The organism is Nocardia sp. CNY236, from assembly GCF_000482385.1.
Classification (GTDB): domain Bacteria; phylum Actinomycetota; class Actinomycetes; order Mycobacteriales; family Mycobacteriaceae; genus Nocardia.
In genome coordinates, this window is the sequence record NZ_AXVD01000045.1 from 1 (window position 1) to 20183 (window position 20183).

Below are 20183 nucleotides of genomic sequence, written 5' to 3' on the forward strand. Positions count from 1 at the left end.
ACGGCGACGTGCGCTGAAACCACACCCTCGTCTCCGTCGTGGATCGCGGCTTGGACTTCTTTGAGCTCGACCCGGCACCCGTGTACTTTCACTTGGTCGTCGATCCGACCGAAGACTCGCAGCTGCCCGGATGGCAACCAGCATCCCAGGTCGCCGGTGCGATACATCCGACCCGCGGCAAAGGGGTTGTCCATGAACCGTTGTGCCGTCAGCTCGGGACGATTCACATACTCCCGTGCGATTCCGGCGCCGGCCAGATAGATCTCGCCACGCACACCGATCGGCACCGGATTGCGATTCCCATCCAGAACATAGATCTGCGTGTTGGCCAGCGGACGGCCGACATGGTCATCGAACGGCGACTCGACGAAACCGCCTACTCCCACAATGGTCTCGGTCGCCCCGTACGCGTCGTAGAGGCGCCGGGCGCCGACCTGTTCGACCGAACGGACGGTGCGCTTCTCGCCTGCGATGTACACCGCTTTCACGCTGTCGGGCAGATCGATCGCCTCGAGTGCGGACAAGGAGATCGACACTGCGTCGACATCACCCGGAATGTGATCGGCCAGGCTGCGAACCATCCGAACGCTGCCGCCCCGGGTCAACGGGTGCCACATCAATACATGCAGGCAGAATCCCAGCGAGCAGGACTGCAACCATCTGGCGTATCGCTCGACGGTCAGTTCCTCGAACGAGGAGTCCTGCAGCATGTTGACGACATTGCGATGCTCGACCACCACGCCCTTGGGCATGCCGGTGCTGCCCGACGTGTACAGCACGTACACCGCATTCGACGGCGATACGTCGACCGGTAGCCGTTCGGGAATCGAGACGGGTCCCCGAGCAAGTATCCAATCGACGTGGACCACCGGCAGATCGACGTCCCACTCATGAGAATCCAGGATCGCGGCGGTGTCGTCGACGACGAGGACGGCGGAGCAAGCGGCGTCCCTGGCCATGTACGCCAACCGCGACACCGGGATATCGGGGTCCAGCGGTACGTAGGCCGCCCCGACGATGGACGCCGCCAGCAGCCCGACCGCGGCCTCGTTGCACCGACCGATCAGGACCGCGACCCGACTTTCCACCGTGACACCAAGAGTTGTCGCCAACTCGTCTGCGACCATCGCTGCGCCGCCCACGAGTTGTTCGAACGTCAGCTGCGACTCCTCGGTGACCACGGCAATGCGATTCGGAGTCCGCCGAGCCTGGTCCACGACCAACTCGTGGAGGCACGTCGTCGCAGCTACCTGCGATGCTGCAGTCGATACCGATGCGTTGAACCCGATCAGTACCTGTTCTCGAGCTTCCGGACTCATCACCGGCAACTCGCCGACCGTCGAATCGGGCATGGCGGCAACCGCGCTCGACACCGCCTCGAATCCCTCGGCCAGCCGTACCACCGAACCTCGATCGATTCGGCTGACGTCGTAGTTCCAGCGCAGCAACCATTCGTCGGCCCGCAGATCGATGTCGAGGGTGAGAGCTCGGTCTCGTACTCGGGGTTCGGACACGTCGACGATGTGCCAACTGCTGCCGGCATCCTTTGCGACGCCGCGCCGGACGACCACTTCGAGCGCGTCGGTCGGCGCGGCCTGGTGTGCCGGATTCATCAGGGATCGAGTGAGGTCCAGGAACGATGCCGAGCGCTCGACTGCCGTGAAAACCCTCCGCGACGACCCGTTCTGCAGGCTGGTGGTCAGGGCGCGCTGTAGATGCTCGGTATGCACCCCGCTGATGACGCCGCCGAGCGACACTGCGGAGAACATCTGGTGCTCGGATTGCCAGTCACATCGGCCGAGGAGGACGCCGAATGCAGCGACAAGGATGTCGTCGATCGCGACCGCCGCCGCGTCCGCTATCGCGGACAGGCGTGCGGCCACGTGCGGCGACACCCGACTCTCGACATCCGCGGGCACGAGATCGGTGCCGTCGTGAATCATCCAGTCGAAGGGTGTCGCGGCCGCTTCCCTATCGGATGCGGGTACGCCGCCTCGTCGCTGCGGGTCGTCGGGTCGACCCGGTTCGAGCACCTCGGGGTACATGACGCGGACTTCGCAGAAGCCGTCGTGCTCCACGAGGTCGGCTTGTGCGTTCAGTGAGAAAGGCGGGTCGGCGGCGCCGATAGCCGCAACCGTCGTGACACTACTACTCCGGCCCCGATGCCGGGTGATCTCGAGATCGAGCTGCGGGACAGGCCATTGCTCGGGCCATCGTGCCCGGAAGGCGGACGAAACAGCCGAAGCGAGTTGTTCATCGGGTATCGCATGGCTCGATGTCACCACCAGGTGTTTGGATACGGCACGAACCGGCGGCCGCAACGATCCGTGATCGAGCAAGTAGTCGATGGTCATCCACAGCGCGGCCTCCGTCGACGCTTGCACGCTTCGGTCGAGTTCGTCCTCGTCGAGCACGGAGATGACGTTCTCGATGCCGAACCGCGTCCCGTTCGCCTTCGCGGCCAACCATCGATCGATGTGGATCTGCCGGATGTAGGGCAGCAGCGGGTACAGGGCATTGTCCGGTGTTGCGTGCGCCAGTCGGTCGCACCATGACGCGAACGGGATCTGTTCCAGACGATAGCCCTTTTCCCGGAGCATGTCCCACAGGCGAGGCAGCGTGGTGAAGTTCCATGACAGGAGATGAAATGCTTTGCCGTACACGCTTTCGTCCGCATGTGCTCTCGCACTGATGTCCAGGACCGATCGCGCGACGACGTCGACTGGCAGGAGTTTGTAGTTGACGTCGATATCCGGTACGGCGGCGACGTCGGTGACTCCTTGGATCAGTCGTGCACAGATTCCTTCGAGGTTGAGTCGCCCGTCTCCGGTGTCGCCGGTCAGCTCGTCGAACCGGTAGATGACGATCGGCATGCCGCGATCGGCGGCCTCCCTGGCCAGTGCGTCCGCGACCCATTTGCTGGCGAAGTAGTCGGTTTCGAATCCAACCGGGCGAGGTTCGTCGGCTTCCCTCGCAACCACTTGTTCGAGCATGTACTGCTCGCTGTGAATCCCCAGAGTGGACATGAGGTGCAGCGGTTTCGACGCCGCACCCTGCGCTGCGAGTCTGATGACTTCTTGGGTGCCGCGCACGTTTGCTTTCTTCAGCTGCTCGTAGGGGCGGACCCAGTCGACATCGGCCGCACAGTGAAAGATCTCGTCGACCCGTGTGTCCAGACTGTGCCAGCTGTCCATGTCGAGCATGAAGAAGGGGGACCCCAGATCACCTTCCACGGCGCTCACCCGGTGGGCGAATTTCTCCGACCACAGACCGTAGGAATCCATCGCCTTGCGGACGCGTTCCATGCCGGACTGTCCGTCCTTCGGGCGCACCAGGCAGATGATCGACGTGTCAGGGGTGCTCCGAAGGATGCTCGATACCATGTAGGAACCGAAGAAGCCCGTTGCCCCGGTCACCAGCACGCAGCGGTCATCGGACGAGACAGCGCGGATCGGCTTTCCCTCCAGCGACTGTCTCGTCACGCCGATTCGAGCCAGGAACGCAACAGCCAGCGCGCGTTCTCGGTGGCACTCCTGCTCGTTCATCAGCCAGGTGTCATCGGGCCTTCTCTCGTCGATGACCCGTGCCATGTCCCACAGTGCTCGACACCGGAACAGTCTGCGTTCGGTGATGACGGTCGCATCGAGCGAGAATTCCGACCGGATGCTCGCGGCGAGCTGGACGGTACGTACGGAATCCCCACCCAGCTGGTCGAACTCAGCGCTGCGGCCGATCGATTCCGGGGAACACTCGAGGATGCTGGACCATAGCGATCGCAGTCGCGTTTCGGTGTCGGTGAGTGCCTCGTCGCGATCGGCTGCGTTGTGGCCGGTATGCCGTGGGTTGTACGAGTAGGTGGCGTCGATGGTGCCCGCCGCGTACCGCTCGGCAAGGCGGTGGCGTTGCACCTTCCCGCTCGTCGTCCGAGGAACGCTGCCCCGGCCGGCCACCATCACCTCGAGCGGGACGATGCCATGGCTGCTTGCCACCGCGTGCATGGCATCCTGGGCGAGTTGGGCATGAGAGTCCGCGGTGTCGGGGGAGAGTAGGACGACCAGCTCTTCTGTCCGACCGCTGTCCACGCCGAATGCAACGACCGATCCCATCGCGAGTCGACCGTCCAGCCGCAGGCGGATCGTCTCTTCGACATCGTGCGGGTGCACGTTGGCCCCACGCACGATGATCAGTTCCTTGGTGCGGCCGGTGACGAAGAGTTCACCTCGCTCGTCGACGAAGCCCAGGTCTCCGGTGCGCAGATAGCCGGCTGCGCTCGAGTGGCCCGACGTCAGCGTCGCGTTGAACTGCGCTTCGGTGACATCGGCTCGATTCCAGTAGCCGCTCGCTTTGCTCGGCGAATCGAGCCAGATCTCCCCGACCTCCCCTGGCACGCATTCCACGCCGTCTGGGCCAACGATCCGAAGATCGATTTCCGCGTGCGGAGGAACTGCTCCGTTGCCGACTCGGCTGGTGTCTTCGGTCCACTGTTCGTCCTCGCGACCTTGGGCCGAGCACACGAACAAGGTGTGCTCGGCCAGTCCGTAGGTCGGACACAGCGCACGAGGCGCAAGTCCGACGCCGGCGAAGGTATCCCTGAAGTCTCGCAGGGTTGCTGGGCGCACGGTTTCGGCTGCGACGATCAGCGAGACCAGTGCCGATAGATCGCCGTCCAGATCGCGGCTTCGTTCTTCGGTCCAGGCTCGGGCACACAGTTCGAGTGCGAAGTCGGGTGCCTGTGTGTGCGTTGCTCCCTCGCGCGCGCAGACCTCCATCCACATGCCGGGATCACGCAGGAATCCTGTTGGGGAGAATGCCACCGATCGTCCGCCGAAATAGAGTGGCGCGAGACGCGAACCGATGAGCCCCATGTCGTGGTTGTGGGGCAGCCATGAAACACAGACCAACTCCTCGGGTTCGAGTTCGAATCCGAGGAGGACCGAACGCGCGATCGCATCCAGATTGTGATTCAGGTTGCGATGTGTGACGACAACACCTTTGGGACTTCCTGTTGTCCCGCTGGTGTACTGCAGGAAAGCCGGAGCGTCCACGGTGGCTGCGAGGTCGAGGCCCGGGTCCGTGGCGTGTGGCGTGAGGTCGTCGGTGGTCAACCACGGCGCATCCAGCACCTGGTCTACCTGATGAAGTCCTTCGGCTTCGTCCCGGCCGAGTGATGCGCGGAGTGACCTGGTGACGGTACGCAGTTGTTCGACCGTCGTCAGTGTGATCGCGGCATCGCTGTCGCGAGCGATGGAACTGTATCTCCGTAGCAGCGAACCGGTGGTGGGTAGATGCACCGGAACCGCCACGATTCCTGTTGCCAAACACGCGAGAAATGTCTCGACGAAGTCGAGTCCCGGTCCATAGGCGAGGAGTGCTCGATCTCCCGGTTTCAATCCGGCGGTGGGGCCGATCAGTGTCTTGGCGATGATCTCTACGCGGGTGCGCAACTCCCGGTAGGTGCGTTGTGCGTCCAACTTCCCCGAATCATCGAGCCATTGCAGCGCAATGGATTCGCCGATCCTCTCGGAATGGTCCATCAACCGTGAAACAACAATACTGGTCATTGGTCCAGCACCCCTTTCGATTCCGATGACGATGCCACCAGGCTCGTTCTGGATGCCGCAGAGACCACCACTGTCCCTACACCCAGGAGCATTCGTTCTGTGTTGCCGTTTTCTGCTACGGCTCATGGACCCAGACCTGCTCCGCAGCCGCCACGGAACCGGTGAGCTCCGTGTCAGGTCTAGGATCAGCAGGGTGCGCGGCGGTGAGCAGCCCTACGCAGGTACTCCGCTCTCGGCGGTGGACCTGTCGTAAATCGTTGCCCGAGTGTGCAATCCGATTGCGGTATTCGGTGCGTACTCGGAGGTGGACATGCGCTACGAGCCCCACTCGCCAGCACGGCAGCGGTCGGGTCGGTCGCTCGGTCTGGGAGTGCGGATATCCGCTGTGGTCGACATCATCCTGCAAATACGCTCTGGTCTCGCCCCTATCACGCCAGCCCAACGGGTTGTGAAACACGTTCTACTAAATAAATTAACCGGTGACTCACTTCCTCGGCAAGGGTTCCAGTCGACAAGACTCAGCAATTGTCTGGCTCGCGTACCGCACCAGCTCCTGACTGGCACTTCGTGCAGGAAGAGGTCTTGTCTGCTGTAACCCGCACTGGCAGTTCAGGTATCGCTGAAGGTTTGCGTGAAAGAACTCTTGTGGCGAGAACTTGTTCCATGGAAGAATGGCGCTGGATCACCCAGCCGAGCATGTGGGTCCGCTTCTCTTCAGGGATGCAGGCCACTGAACCATGGCTGATAGAGGGGATTTTCGATATGAAGCTTGATTCGGATCGCCTGGAAGACTATCACCGCGATGGGTTTCTATCCATCGCACAACTTGTCGACGGACGTCGGCTTCGCACGATTCAGGACGCCGCGGCAGATGTCTTCGACGAGGCCGACAAGAAAGCCCCTCGAAAGGATCGTGTACTCGTCCCCCGCGGCACACATCCCGCATTCGAGGACAATGCAGCAATCAGGGAAGCAGCCGAGGTCGCCGAACAGATTCTCGGCGGACCCGCTGTGCGACTGTTCGACATGATTATGCGTCGAACGCCGCACTCGATCGAGACAACACCATGGCATCAGGATATGGCCTACACCGCATCACCGGCCGCTCCAGCGGGTATCGAGAACTCACTGCAGAGCCTCCAATTCTGCATGCCGCTGGATGATTCGGCGTTGACGTCGGGCTGCATCGAGTTCCTTCCAGGTCGCCATCTCGAGCCGCTCCTGGAACACCGACTGGTCGCCGGCTCCTCCGACGATCCCACACGCGTATTGGAGATCGTCGGATGTGGTGAGACCGTCGACGTCTCCGATGCCGTCCGGGCACCGCTTCCGGCGGGTGGAGTCACGGTCCACAACCTCGGAACTCCGCACTACACAGGAGACGACGCCGCTACGGCCCTCCAGGAGGTCATCAACCTTCGCCGAGACGCCGCCGAACGCCCGTTCATCGACGACCTCACCGGCCAACCCGTGCACTACCTATTCATGAAACACGGCAAGCTGCTGTCGACCTACTACCTGTTCGACACACCGATCCAGCAAGCGTGCAAGGCCGTCGGCCTGGTACTCCCGGGCGGCCGCGGCGGATCCGGCCGCGGCACCGTCACCGCCCACCGCTTTCGCCACACCGTCGGCACCCAACTCGCCGAACGAGGCGCCAAACTCCACACGATCATGAAAGTGCTCGGGCACTCCTCGGTGAACATGGCGCTCGTCTACGCCCAGATCAGCGACCGCGAGGTCCTGCGCGACTACCAATCCGTGCTTGAACCTGGCGCCGCTATCGCCGGCCCCGCCGCTGCCGACCTCAAGTCGGGAGTCCTACCCGACGAGGCGGTCGACTGGCTCAAGAGCAACTTCTTCAAGACCGAACTTGAACTAGGTCACTGCCTTCGACTTCCGCAGGAAGGCCCCTGCGAGTGTGACCTCTACCTGAGCTGCGCGAAGTTCGTCACCACACCCGCCTACGCCCCACGGCTCCGCGCCCGGCGACGACTCGAACACAACCTCGCCGTCGACGCCGCTGACCGCGGCTGGCAGCGAGAAGTCGAACGCCACCGCTGCACCGCCGAACGCATCGAGAGACTCTTGACCGACTTGGGTGAGGAGCTCGACCAGCCGGCCGATCCAAGCGCCATCAAGCTTGATCCTGATGCCTCCACGTGATCACGATCAGGCAAGATGGTGAGCATGCCAGCTGTCCGCGTTGATCGCTACAACGCATTTCACGTCAACACGGTTGGCCTGCAGGCAAACCCATTTCCGCTGTCGATCAGCGTCACGCCCTACGATGGCGTGCATAGCGTCCAAGCCACCGCCGTGCGGGCCAACGACCTCGTTAACGCGCTGACAGCCGACGCCCACCACACGGCCGTGGTCCTCAACGTCGGACAGAACAACTGGTTGAACGACGACTACACGCCCTGGCCGTTGCGGCGGATCGCGGAAGAGCAAAAAGTCGCAGCGGCCTGCCACGACATCCGATGGGCGGCTTCCTCCCACTTCGAGTCTGATGACATGTTGACCATGCCCTGGCAACAGCTACCCAGATTCCTCAGCGGCTGGAGCCCCTACGAGCTCGAAATCCTTGACGCCCCTGGACCACTGGACGACATCACGGCCGACGAACTGGCTCTAGCCGTCAACACCCTTAACGGCTCCAGCCTACTGCTGCCTCGCCTGTCCACCTCTGGCTTCTACTACGCGGGCCACGACGACTGCTACCTATACGCCGAGGCCACCGACCCGCAGATGCCCATACGTCTGCTGACGCGCCTGCTCACCCTGTTCGTTGGCTCATCACTGCTCGACGACGACACCGAGTCCCTCACCATTGCCGAGCCCGAGCCGGCCCTCGCAACCGCCCTACTAGAAGCCAACCGCCACTGGATCGGCACCGTCAGATCCACCAAACCCGACGGCACCGTGGCCATCGGGTTCACGCCCACCGACACCACTTGGCGCCTCGCAGACCCCCTCCCGACCCTCGCCACCACCTCGGTGACCTTCGACCTCGCTACCGGCAGCTGGCGCATGTCTCCCGGGAACGACCACTGCCAGGATGCTTGACTTGTCCACATAATGACCCTGGTCAACTTCGGGCTGTTCGACCTGCTCGGGATGCAGCTCTCACCTCGGATCCGGGACCTGGGAAAGACCACCCTGTACCGGCCCGGACCCCGCCGGGACACCGAAGCCCGGTTCCCACACGCCGGACCGCTGATGACCCGCCGTGCCAACCTGGAGCTGATTGCCGAGCACTGGGACGATTTGCTGCGGCTGGCCGGGTCGCTGAAGTTCGGGCACGCCACCGCCTCGCTTCTGGTAGGCAAGCTGTCCGCCTCCGGGCGGCAGAACACCCTCGCCACCGCGCTCAAGGAATATGGAGCCCTGCGCCGCACCGTCTACGCCGCGATTCTGTGGAATCTGAAATGTCAAATTCACGCCGATTTGCCCTGGTTCACTGACACGATCGGCAGAAGTGTTGCAGTCGCGGGAGCGCCGATCTCACGCGGTGTGGCGCCCGCTGGTGTGGGGACATTGGCCAAGCGGTCGAGCATCTTCGGTTGTGTCGGCCGAACGGCTTCCCATGCCTCGATCGCCTTGCCCAGCAAGGGATCCACTGGTTTGGTGAAGGCCGTGCCCGTCTTGTGAGTCGGGATGTCGAGCAGACAGATGGCGTCCTGGGCAAGGATTTCGTCGGAGTCTCCAGGGATCGGGAATCCGTCGTGTTGCCAGCGGATACAGCCCAGGCGGAGGCGAGCGATCTCGTTACTGCGGAGCTCAGCGAACAGCCAGGCCAGGGTGACGGCGCGGATCAGCTCGATCGGGGAGCAGAGTCGGTAGGTGTTGGTCGGAAAGTCGCCGGGCTCGATGTTGAGCCCGGACCACAGAAGCTTCGCCCAGATGTCGTCCGCGATCACCCGCGGATTCGGGCCGAGCAACGCGGCTATGCTGCGCGGAGTGGCCAAGGCGCGAGCGGGATCGAATCTGCGAGGAATCCAGCCCCATTCCTGGCAGTCGCGGAAGAACGTCCGGGTGGCGGTGAGATAGCCCGCTTTGGTCCGTGGTGACAGTGGCAGGCCACCGCGCTTGTCGAGTCCTGCCCGGCGCTGGACGTAGTCGCCCACGGTCATTCGGTCCAGGGCAGCGACCCAGCCTGCGCAGGTCTCGCGCGTCCATTGCGACGGCTCGATGATGTGGGGGTGCTCGGCAACCAGCCAGCGGCCCGCCTTGGCAAGTATGGATCGGAACATGCCGCGGACCTTCGGAGTGAGCGTCGAAGTGTTGTACCAGCGCTCCACCAGATCGACCCAGGGGTCAGCGGCCCCGTCGATGTCCGGCATCACCGCGTGAATCGACTTCGGCGGTGGCCCGCAATCCCGGAGTTCGGAGATCGCCCGGTGGACGCCGTGGAGTTGTCCACGCCTCGATTTCGGCGTAATCGCCGGATGCTGCCGGATCCGGGCCATCGCCTCCGTGGTCATGTCCTGCAGCAGGGGGCTGTGGTTGATCAGCATCATCTGCACGAGCACCGTGCGGAACTGGCCGAACGCTCCCTTCGATGGGTGGTAACCCCAGCTGTTGAGGGTGTCAGCGACCTGGGTGATGGTGTTCTCGACGGGCTCTTGCCCGAAAACTCGCCATGCCAGCGATCGGCGAAAGAACTTGCCGATCCGATGGAAGTCGGTGAATCCGCCGAGCATGTAGGCGTATGCGGCGACGTAGGGCCGGACCGAGCCGTCGATCCATCCAGGCCATGCGTTTTCGAACTCGAGGTGGCCTGTGCCGATGAGGCGCAGCCAGTCATCGGTCGGCTACGCCCAGTACGAGGTGCCGTCTTCCAGGCAACGCCGCAGGACCAGCCCGACAGCATCGGTGACTGCCCGACGGTGCGCCTGAGTGTCCGGGCACCAGCGCAGCGCCGCCTGTGCGTCGTCCAAGGGACGCAGAAGGCGTGAAATCGCTTGCCATTCGACGCGATCACAGTCGTAGCCGCGACGGCGACGCACCTGCCAGTCCAGAACCTCGAGAGCCACTCGCTCGCGGGCGGCGAGTTCGGGTCGCCTGTCGTATCGGTTCAGGTCGATGGGCCACGGCCAGGCTGGAGCCATGGCCGTCGGGGACATCGCCGTCACGGAGTTGGTGCTCACGACTCGTTCGCCTCCGCCCCGGGTTCGCCGAGGCGAGCGAGCATCTGGACCCGCCAGCCGTGGATCTGTTCCATGCCTCGGTTGAGCTTGTCGGCCAGATCGCGGCCGGAAAGGTGGATGTAGGTGAGCGTGGACTCGGTGTTGCGGTGGCCGGCGAATCTGGCGATGGCGTGCAGTTCCCAGCCCATCCTGGCCAGATCGGTGAGGCACAGGTGTCGAGTGGTGTGCGTCGAGAACTCGGGCACCGCGGCCGCCAGCGCGAGGCGGCGTACGACCTTCGACCAGGTCCACAAGGACAGTGGCTGCGCTCGGTTTCGGTGTGATTCCGACAGGAAGAACGGGCCTCGGGCTCGGCTGAGCTTCGCCCGGTGGGTCAGATACCCCGACAGAAGCACACCGGTCGGCGCCGAGTACGGCACGATCCGCTCCAGCCGGTTGTTGGTGGTCTCCGCCCGCACTCGCAAAGTGCGGTGAGCCGGATCGATGTCGTCGGTGCGCAGCGAGCACAGCTCTTGCCTACGAAGGGCGGCATCGTAGGCAAGAGCGAGCATCACGCGGTTGCGGATCGGCTCGTCAGCAGCCACGGACAGGATGTCCAACCACTGCTGCCCGGCGGGAATCCATGGCAGCTTCGTCAGCCGGGGCACGAGTCCCCGATCATGCCCGCTGCGGCGGCGACCTGGCGTATAGCGGCCCCTGCCAACGGGATTCGACTCCCGCAGACCTTCTTCCATGAGGTAGTCGTAGTACAGCCGAACAGGTACCAAGCGCTGTTGAATCGTGGCGTTCGCGAGCCCGGAACCGGAATCGATCGACACGACGTTCGCTCCCCAACGACTCGGTCGCTCAGTCAGTTCACGCACGTAGACCGCGACGTGCGCACGATTCGCGGTAGCGGGATCCACGCCTTCCCGGTCGCACATGGTCAGGTACTCGGCGAGCCCGCGGGCGTAGGCGTCGATCGTTCGCGGCGCACGCCCAAGATCGGTCCACACCTGCAGCCATTCGGCCGCCCACTCGTGCCGGCCCAGCACCGGCCATTTCTCCAGCACCACCGTGCTGCCCAATACGTCTCCTCAGTTCACGTGGTCGGCAGATCGTCGCGGTGGACGGCTCGCAGATCGACACCTGGGAAAACAACCTGCTCGCCGAGTCCCACATCCGTTACGGCGGCTACGGCGGCCTGGCGATGAGGTTCGTTTCCGACTCCTACATCGCCCTGTTCTCCCGCTTCGTGTCGTGCGGGGCGTGGGAAGCCGTCTACATCATCGATGGATTGCTGCGCAACGACTCCGACGTGCAACCAGACACGATCCACGCCGACACCCAAGGCCAGTCGCTGCCCGTCTTCGGACTCGCTGCACTGCTGGGGTTCGAGCTGCTGCCGCGCATCCGCAACTGGGCTGACCTGAACTTCTACCGCCCCGACCCCGCTACCAGCTACCAACACATCGACTCGCTGTTCGGCAACAACGTCATCGACTGGGGGCTGATCGAACGCCACTGGACCGATCTGCTACGCACGGCGATCTCGATCCGGGAGGGCCGGGTGTCCTCGGTGACGCTGCTGCGCAGGCTGGGCAACCACTCGCACAAGAACCGCCTCTACCGGGCATTCCGTGAGCTGGGACGCGTCATCCGCACGATCACGTTGCTGCGGTTTTTGTCCGAATCCGGCTTGCGGGAGCAGATTACCGCGATCACGAACAAGGCCGAGGCGTTTCACGGGTATGCGGAATGGCTGATGATCGGCGGCAAGCTCATCGGCCACAACGACCCCGACCACCAGGAACGCGTGGTCAAGTTCAACGAACTGCTCGCCAACTGCGCGATCTACTCCACCGCCCTGGACATCACCGACGCCGCCAACCAGCTCGCCGCCGAAGGCTACCCAGTCGACCGCGATGACCTGGCCACCATCACCCCCTATGTCCAGCACACCATCCGCCGCATGGGCGATCTTGTGCTCGACCTCGCACCGCCCGAGGAAGCGCCCGCGACCCGGCTGGATCTGGAGCCGCGGGTGCTGTTCGTCCCGCGTGTCTGACATGACCGCCTCCAGCAACGGCTACCGTCGATCCTCACCATGCGCGATTCCCACCGCACCGAACGAAGCGCTCGCCCGGCAAGTGAGGTGCCCCCGTTCGGGAGGTCCTCCCCATGCCCGGCAAGCATCCTGCGGCGACTCCGGCGGAAGATGGACTCGAGTTTCGATCTCAGAAAGGCCGGAAGTTCCGTGGTGTCATCAGAGGTCCCGCGAACCGTCAAGGCGGTCGACACAGCGCAGCTGATACTCCTCGACGAACAGGCACGTAAATGTGGTCTGAACAGGCACCACGGCGCCGGCTGGCTGGCCACCTATGCCGACCGTACGGCCACTCACTACCTATGGCCTGTGCTGGCTCATCAGCTGGCGCGCCAGCCGGAGTTCTCGCCGCACTGGCGGTGTCTGCTGCTGCTCACAGTACGAGACGGCCGGCAGGTCTGCTCGCTGCTGGATGTTCTACCTGCGTCTTTCAACAACCTGCCAGAAACCTTGGACAGTTCGACCAAGTCCGAGATCGCCACGAAACTCGAACACGAGTCACTCATGACCCAGGCGGAATGGGCACAGAGCGTAACGGCTGACATGGAATCGACGGTGCGCTGGTAGTAACTGCTCCGAAGTCCTCTGCTCACATGACCGATGGAGGCGTGGTATCTCGGTAGAAGGCTGCGGCGGCTTGCAGGGAGTCGATGAGCAGGCGGCCGGGGTAGTCGCGGTGTGGGTAGCGGTGTCGGTAGTAGCAGTTCCAGTAGCCGGCGACACGTTGGCCGGTCAGGTGAAGGAAGTGCGGGTTGGCGGCGGCGAATCGCCCGTATGCCTGGTGGTGGGGCAGGCGAGGTTGGTCGAGGTCGATGAGCCCCTGCTGGATGGTGATGACGATGTCGAGCACGTATTCGCCGACGAGTTGCACGACGAAGGGGACGATCCAAGGATCGGTAGCGTCGATGACCTGGTTGAGGTGGTGGTGGCGAACGTGGCCGTTATGGTGGCGGGTGTAGAGGCAGTGCAGGATCTTGGTTTGCCTCGGAGACAGCCGGTCGAAGACGTCCGCGGCAGGCTCGGGGTTGTACAGGCGGTAAGGGAGGGTGAGGTGCTCGCCTTGGACCCAGACAGGGAAGGACCCTGCGGGTTGGGGGTGTGCTGGTGGCAGTGCCTGCGCGACGACACGCGCATCGGCGGCGAGAGATGCCGGAAACGCGGGTAGAAGCGCGAGTTCGAATGCAGGGTCCATGCGACCTATCGGCGGATGCGGGGCGGCGAGTTGGTCTCGACGGCGGGCCTGGATCGCGGTTTGTTGGTGGGGTGTCGTGGTGGCCGTCTTGATGTGCCGGGCGAGTACGAGCAAGTCCCAGAAACGCTGGAAGTCCGCCGGCCTGTCGCGCCAGGAATGACGGCGTAAGCGTTGTTCGAGCTGGTCAGTGCAGTGAGTGAGGAGTTGTTGCTGTTCAGGGGTGAGATGACCCTGGGAGTCCAGGCATGCGGTAACACACCGTTGGAGGTCTTCGGCGGCCGGGTGGTGTGGGACGAGCAGCGCTGCAAGTCGGTTCCGGTTCCAGTAGTTCACAGCGTGTAGTGCGGCCTGTCGAGGGGCGCCGTGCCACTGCTGCAGGTAGTTGGGGTTGGGATCGGTGGGCCGTGGACTGCGTTGGCCACGTTGTTTGGCCTTTCGGCGTCGGGTTGCGTACTCGCGGAGTTCGGCTTGCCGGACCGCACGACTGGTCTCGATCAGGTCGAGGGCGTGCAGGAGCGCGGTTTCGTCTCGCGGAAACGGTCCTGCCTGCTCTGCGAGGAAACTCAGTGCGGCGTGGAAGCCGATGGGTCGGTACAACTGTACGCAGGACCGCAGCGCCGAGACCCGGTGTGAGTAGGGCAGGCTGGGGTCGCGCACCTTGCGCGCAATGTTGTTGAAGCTCACGCGCAGACACTCTGCACGCGGTCGAGAACGCGGTACACCGTCGGCCGGGACACGTTGAACAGCTCCGCCAACTCGACCACGGTGTATTTACCCGCCTGGTGCAGTTCCACCAGGTGCGCCTGCTGCCGGGCGGACAACTTGGGCTGCTTGCCGCGGAGTTTGCCCTTGGCCTTGGCGATGGCCATGCCTTCGCGGGTACGCAGGCGTAGCAGGTCGACCTCGAACTCGGCGAAGGTGGCCAGGATGTTGAAGAACATCTTGCCCATCGGGTCGGTCGGGTCGTACACGGTGGGACCGAGCGCCAACTGCACGCCACGGTCGGCGAGAGAGTCACCGATCTCGCGGGCATCGGGCACCGATCGGGCCAGCCGGTCCAGCTTGGGCACGGTGAGCCGGTCACCGAGGCGTACCGCGGCCAGGGCCTGGTCCAAACCGGGGCGCGCACGGGTGGTGCCGGTCAGACCGTGGTCGAAGTAGATTCGCTCGGGATCGACACCGAGCCCGAGAAGGATCTCGCGCTGCGCGGTGAGGTCCTGTTCGTCGGTCGAGCATCGCGCGTAGCCGACGTTGATTCCCATCGCACCGCCTCCGTGTCACGTTTAGCCCGGATAACCGTTACAACGTCACCGTACACCCTTACCGTGACACTTCTCGCCTGCGGCGACGTCATCTAACGATCCCGGCCGAACGCCTGGGGCGGTGTCCGTTGACGGAACCCCAAACGGACACCCTGTTCAGCTACACCGACCAGCATCTGCATTCCGTCGCGGCCCCTTTCTGGCGTACTCGGTTCCCACCCCCACGAGGGCATGATCCGGGCCCGACAGCTCGATGACCAGACCGTGCAAGCCTGGTGCCTGACCCTCGCCACGAACGCCGTGATCGCCTGGACCACCGAGTATTACGGGCTCGCCGTCGACCAGATGCGCCGAGCCGGACGCCGGATCGATGACGAAGTGCTGGCGCACATCAGCCCGGCGCACAGCGCGAACATCAATTTCTTCGGCGCGATCGAGGTCGATATCGATGCCGAACTCGCTCAGCTAGGGCCGACCGGGTACCGGCCACTGCGTGTGCGCGACACCCTGTTCTGACCTCGTTCGCAGCCCCGACGGGTCGCTGTCGCCCGAGTGCGGTTTTGACGTGCCCGTTCAGGCCGCTCCCGGCGCCTCGCGACTCCATACAGTCCACCCCGATTGGACATATAACCCTAATGGGGGTATAAATGGGGTTATCAACTGTTCGAGGTGGTGGGAGGAATGATCGTTATGCCGAAGATCAACGTTTACGTGCCTGATGAGTTGGGCGAAGCGGTGAAGGCGGCAGGTGTGCCGGTCTCGGCGATCTGTCAACGTGCGCTGGAGCAATCGGTACGTCGTGTGACCGCGATCCGGGCAACGGTGCTCGGTGATCTCGAGACCGACGATCCGACAGCCCCGCTGTCGCGGTTCACCGATCGAACGCGGGCGGTGATCCGGCTGGCGATCGCGCAGGCTCGAGCCGATCACGCCGCCGAGGTCGGTACCGAACATCTGTTGCATGGGGTCCTTGCCGAGGGAACGAATCTGGCCGTGCATGTGCTGCGGGCCATGGAGATCGACCCCGCGCATGTGCAGCGAGCGCTGGCTGCGATAACTGCGGAGACTCAGCCGGCCACCGAGGCAGCAGCGAAGAGGTTCAGCGGTTCGGCCGCCAACGCGCTCGAGTTGACGGTGACCGAAGCGATGTCACTGGGACACAACTATGTCGGGTGCGAGCATCTGCTGCTGGGCTTGATCAGCGAACCGGAAGGTGTCGGCGGGCAGGTATTGCGGGAGGCGGGGGTAGACGCGCGTTCAGCTCGTCGGGCCGTGGTCGCAGCACTGGCCGGGTATACGCATTTGCGTGCCCACAACGCGAATCCAGCGTCGGCGGACGCCTCAGCGATGCTCGCCGCCGCAGTCCGCACCGAACTACGCCCGATCCTCGATCGACTCGAACAGTTGGAGCGGCACGCGGGCCTGTCGGGGGCAGGCTGAACCGTCATGCGGGCGAGCATCACTAGGAATCGAGCACACGCAACGGCCGCGCTACGCGAACTCGCGTGGACCATCGGGCCGACCATGCTGTCAGCGATCCTGATATTGCTCATGACAGGAACGGTGTGATGGCACGCATCCTGTTGATCGCCACCGGCGACACAATCGCCTACCAGCAGTATTCCCCACGACCCGCGGTGGCGTCGGGTGAGCGGCTGCTGGCAGCCGCAGGCATCGACTCCCTGCCGGTGGACGTGCACGCCGAGGACATCATGGCCGAACCGAGCTGGGACACCTCCCCGACAACCATGCTGGCGCTGGCGCGGCGTACTCGCAGCGCCGTGCTCGACGACGGATACGATGCGGTGGTTCTCACCCACGGCGTCGACACGTTGGAGGAGACCGCCTTCCTCACCGATCTGATGGCAGGCCCGGACGCCCACGGTTCGATCGTGTTCACCGGCGCACTCCATTGCCTGGACGCGCCGGGCAGTGACGGCCCGGACAATCTGAGCGCGGCGCTCGCCGCCGCACATCCCGCGACACGCAACCTCGGTGCCCTCGTCTGCTTCCACCGCGAATTGCACGCTGCCCGATGGGCGAGGCTCGTCGACGCATCCGGCCCGCCAGCGTTCTCATCGGCACCGTACGCACCACTCGGTCATGTCTCGCCGGCCGGCGAAGTCTCTCTTACCGCCGCCGCACCCATACGCCCGCCACAACTCGACGGCGCTCCAGAAAGCGATGTCGCGCTGATCAAGACCTATCCAGGCATGACCCCGGCACTACTGACCGCCGCGGTCGACGCCGGCGCCCGCGGAATCGTGCTCGAAGGAACCGGCGCAGGGAATGTGCCGGTCGAGCTGTTCACCACCATCGACGAACTCACCAGTTGGAACATCCCCGTCGTTCTCGCATCCCGCGCCCGCTACCACCCCGCCGGCGGAGGTAATGCGGCCAACGCAAACGAACTCGCAACGAAACTCGGCGCGATCCCCGCCCGCGGTCTGTCCCCGGCACACGCCCGCATCGCATTGATGGTCGCCCTCGCAAGCGGCGAAGTCGACGCCGTCCGCCACTGGTTCAACCGCCTCTGACCACCCAGCCGACACCGCCAAGCCGACGAAAATAGCGTTACCTGGTCGGCCTGGCATCAATGGGTTATCCCGGATAACGGACTGTTATCCGGGATATCATCGGAACCGGCCAGCGGCGACTCGTCGCGGCGCGTACGTGGGGCGGCCCCGTTATCTGGGGCAAGACCTGGAGGGGTGCCGATGGCGGGAACCGTGACCCGGATCCGGGCAGTGCCGCCCCGAACCGTCCGCTCGGCTGCGCAAGCATTCCTGGACACGATCGGGTCGCCGAACACCCGCCGCGCCTACACCATCGCGGTCGTGAAGACCGCCGACGAACTCGACGGCCGCGGCCCCGACGGGCTACTCGCCGCCAGCCGGGCACTGGCTACGGTGACCGACGCCGAGATCGGCGCCGCGCTGGAGGCCCTGTGGGGCGAGTCCGCGGTGAATACCTGGAACGCCCGCCGGGCTGCGGTCGGCAAGTGGCTGGGCTGGTGCCGCGAACAAGGCTGGGACGCGCCGGCGGTCCCGGCTTCGGCTCGGCGGTCGACGCCACCGGACTCCGACACCCCAGTGCGGGCGCGGACCGCGATCGACCGACTGATCTCGCGGCGCGATGTGCACGTCCGGGAGAAGACGCTGTGGCGGATGCTCTACGAGACCTGCGCGCGGGCCGGGGAGCTGCTGCAGGTGAACATCGAGGACCTGGACCTGGCGGCCCGTTCGTGCCCGGTGAAGTCCAAGGGCGCCAAGCCGCGCATCCGCCGACGCGGCGCCGGCCACGCCGAATACGTTCTGGAGACGGTGTACTGGGATGCCGGCACCGCGCGGCTGCTACCCCGGCTGATCAAGGACCGCACCGCTGGCCCGCTGTTCGTCACCCACCGCGACCGCCATCGACGGTCCCGGGACCGGCTGGGACCTGCACGAACTCAGGCCCTCCGGGCTCACCCACCTCGGCGAGGCCGGTGCCAGCCTGCTGGAACTGATGGCCAAATCCCGACACCGCAAGGCCGAGAACCTTCGTCGCTACTTCAAACCGTCCCCGCAGGCGATGCGCGACCTCACCAGCCTGATCGGACCGGGCGCAGATCGTCGCCGGTGAGACTGCCAGTCCTGAACCCCACTTACCGTCCGTGACCAGCAGCTACGCCATATCCGCCCGAAATTCGGCGAAAGCTACAGGGACCCCGACCGGAACCGACCCTGCATTGCGGGGTCGAGCCCATCCGGGCGTCCAGGCCCGCTCGCGGTCCTTGCGGCCCCGGAATCAGTGGTGTGGCGGTGTTTCCGTGGTGTCAGGTGGCGTCGGGCCACGTCGCGTATGCGGGTTCGGAGAGTGAGCCTCGACGAATGTGCGGAATCGCTGCAGCCACTCGTCGTCGGCATCCTCGTGCGAGAAGTGGCCGGCGTCGTCGAAGACGGTCACCTCGCTGTTGGGCAGGAGCGCATCGAGGCGCTCCGCGTTCGACGGGTGCACGAACTGGTCGTGGGCGCCCCAAGTGATCAGCACGGGAACAGTGACCGATGGCAGCCGCTCCTCGAGCACGGGCAGCTCCTCGGCGTAGGAGCCGAGAAAGTCGAACGCATTGCAGTGCTTCTGCGGATCGAAGCAGATCGCTCGGTATTCCTCGACTGCGGCGGCCGACGGCGTGAAGTGATGGTAGCCCGCTGCGGTTGCTGCATCGAGGTTCCGTTTCATCAGCCCTCGGCGTACCGGTCGGTGAGTTCCGAGCCATCTGACCAGTCGAGAGTGGGTCGCGGCCCGGAGGGATGGGTCGAAATCGGCCGGCCAGGTGCCCGGGCCATCGTAGATATTGACCCCGAGGAGTCGCTCGGGCTGGCTCGACGCGAGCCACAATGAAACCGGGACACCGATGTCGGGTCCGATGAGGAAGGTCTCGCCGATCCCGTTTGCGTCCATCAGCCTCGCCAGGACATCCGACTGGGCAGAGGGGCGCATGACCGAACCCGACCCGGTCGACCTGCCGAAGCCCGGCAGGTCGACGGCGAGGAGGTCGAAGTTGTCGGACAGTCTGTCCCAGAGCGACTCCCAGCAGCGGATGGATTGCGGCAAGGCATTCGTCATGACGACCGTCGGCCGGTCACCGTCGTGGACCCGGGCGACTCTGAGATCGTGGTCGCCAACAGTCTGCCGTTCGAAGTGCATCATGTCGTTCTCCTGGGGGCTGGCTGCGCAGGTGCGGCGAGTCCGCACTGCGGACCGCGGTTGTGGCCAACTCTTCCTCACCTTCGGGGAAGAAAGTGGTATCTCGAGCACGACAACACGCCGATGCCGCGCAGCAGACCCTGCTGGCTCGTGGCCGCGGAGCCGAACTTCACTCAGCCGGATCAGACCTGCGGGTGCGTCGCTTCCTCTTTCGAGACACTACTGGCAACGTGCCGAGGT

Annotated in this window: 14 protein-coding genes and 2 pseudogenes; 9 read left to right on the forward strand and 7 right to left on the reverse strand. The window is 64.4% G+C overall.

Features of this window, described 5'->3' with window-relative positions:
• Positions 1-5561, reverse strand: a 5561-nt coding sequence (locus tag K940_RS29465; RefSeq protein WP_036529431.1) for a thioester reductase domain-containing protein, incomplete at its 3' end; no start/stop codon positions are given.
• A 762-nt stretch (positions 5562-6323) separates the two neighbouring features.
• Between K940_RS29465 and K940_RS31885 the strand changes: the two genes are divergently transcribed.
• The 3 genes and pseudogenes from K940_RS31885 to K940_RS31890 all read left to right on the forward strand — a co-directional run.
• A complete protein-coding gene (locus K940_RS31885) occupies positions 6324-7727 on the forward strand; it encodes a phytanoyl-CoA dioxygenase family protein (RefSeq protein ID WP_196812298.1) in 1404 nt (467 codons plus the stop codon).
• Positions 7728-7751: 24 nt separating this feature from the next.
• On the forward strand, positions 7752-8630 hold the full coding sequence (locus tag K940_RS0119900; protein WP_196812299.1) for a hypothetical protein: 879 nt from the start codon (positions 7752-7754) through the stop codon (positions 8628-8630).
• A gap of 6 nt (positions 8631-8636) precedes the next feature.
• Positions 8637-8975 (forward strand): annotated as a pseudogene (locus K940_RS31890) (Tn3 family transposase); the annotation flags it as partial.
• A 26-nt stretch (positions 8976-9001) separates the two neighbouring features.
• Here the strand turns inward: K940_RS31890 and K940_RS32535 are convergent.
• The 3 genes from K940_RS32535 to K940_RS0119915 form a co-directional block, all read right to left on the reverse strand.
• A complete protein-coding gene (locus tag K940_RS32535; protein ID WP_051407397.1) occupies positions 9002-10267 on the reverse strand; it encodes a hypothetical protein in 1266 nt (421 codons plus the stop codon).
• A gap of 111 nt (positions 10268-10378) precedes the next feature.
• On the reverse strand, positions 10379-10714 hold the full coding sequence (locus K940_RS29480) for a hypothetical protein (RefSeq protein ID WP_036529432.1): 336 nt from the start codon (positions 10712-10714) through the stop codon (positions 10379-10381).
• A complete protein-coding gene (locus K940_RS0119915) occupies positions 10711-11781 on the reverse strand; it encodes a site-specific integrase (RefSeq protein WP_028478938.1) in 1071 nt (356 codons plus the stop codon). Before K940_RS0119915 ends, K940_RS29480 begins: the two co-directional genes overlap by 4 nt.
• 38 nt (positions 11782-11819) lie before the next feature.
• Between K940_RS0119915 and K940_RS0119920 the strand changes: the two genes are divergently transcribed.
• Together K940_RS0119920 and K940_RS0119925 are read left to right on the forward strand one after the other, a co-directional pair.
• The gene (locus K940_RS0119920) at positions 11820-12761 is read left to right on the forward strand and encodes a Tn3 family transposase (protein WP_028478939.1); all 942 of its coding nucleotides are present in this window, start codon (positions 11820-11822) and stop codon (positions 12759-12761) included.
• A gap of 189 nt (positions 12762-12950) precedes the next feature.
• Positions 12951-13367, forward strand: coding sequence for a hypothetical protein (locus K940_RS0119925; RefSeq protein ID WP_196812300.1), 417 nt, complete (start codon positions 12951-12953; stop codon positions 13365-13367).
• Between the two features lie 22 nt (positions 13368-13389).
• On the opposite strand, the gene K940_RS32540 is transcribed toward K940_RS0119925, so the two are convergent.
• Positions 13390-14676 carry a hypothetical protein gene (locus K940_RS32540; protein ID WP_051407398.1) on the reverse strand — a complete coding sequence of 429 codons (1287 nt, stop codon included), beginning with the start codon at positions 14674-14676 and terminating at the stop codon, positions 13390-13392.
• Positions 14673-15248, reverse strand: a complete 576-nt coding sequence (locus K940_RS0119935) for a recombinase family protein (protein ID WP_196812305.1) — start codon at positions 15246-15248, stop codon at positions 14673-14675. The genes K940_RS32540 and K940_RS0119935 overlap by 4 nt, the downstream gene beginning before the upstream one ends.
• Positions 15249-15470: 222 nt before the next feature.
• Between K940_RS0119935 and K940_RS0119940 the strand changes: the two are divergent.
• The 4 genes and pseudogenes from K940_RS0119940 to K940_RS29490 all read left to right on the forward strand — a co-directional run.
• A pseudogene (locus K940_RS0119940) lies at positions 15471-15770 on the forward strand (Tn3 family transposase); the annotation flags it as partial.
• A 165-nt stretch (positions 15771-15935) separates the two neighbouring features.
• Positions 15936-16694 (forward strand): ATP-dependent Clp protease ATP-binding subunit, encoded by a 759-nt coding sequence (locus K940_RS0119945; protein WP_196812301.1) that lies wholly within the window; start codon positions 15936-15938, stop codon positions 16692-16694.
• Positions 16695-16822: 128 nt separating this feature from the next.
• A complete protein-coding gene (locus K940_RS0119950; RefSeq protein WP_028478944.1) occupies positions 16823-17791 on the forward strand; it encodes an asparaginase in 969 nt (322 codons plus the stop codon).
• A gap of 180 nt (positions 17792-17971) precedes the next feature.
• A complete protein-coding gene (locus tag K940_RS29490; protein ID WP_231390452.1) occupies positions 17972-18913 on the forward strand; it encodes a site-specific integrase in 942 nt (313 codons plus the stop codon).
• A 130-nt stretch (positions 18914-19043) separates the two neighbouring features.
• On the opposite strand, the gene K940_RS29495 is transcribed toward K940_RS29490, so the two are convergent.
• A complete protein-coding gene (locus tag K940_RS29495) occupies positions 19044-19946 on the reverse strand; it encodes an alpha/beta fold hydrolase (RefSeq protein ID WP_051407399.1) in 903 nt (300 codons plus the stop codon).
• Positions 19947-20183: the final 237 nt, after the last annotated feature.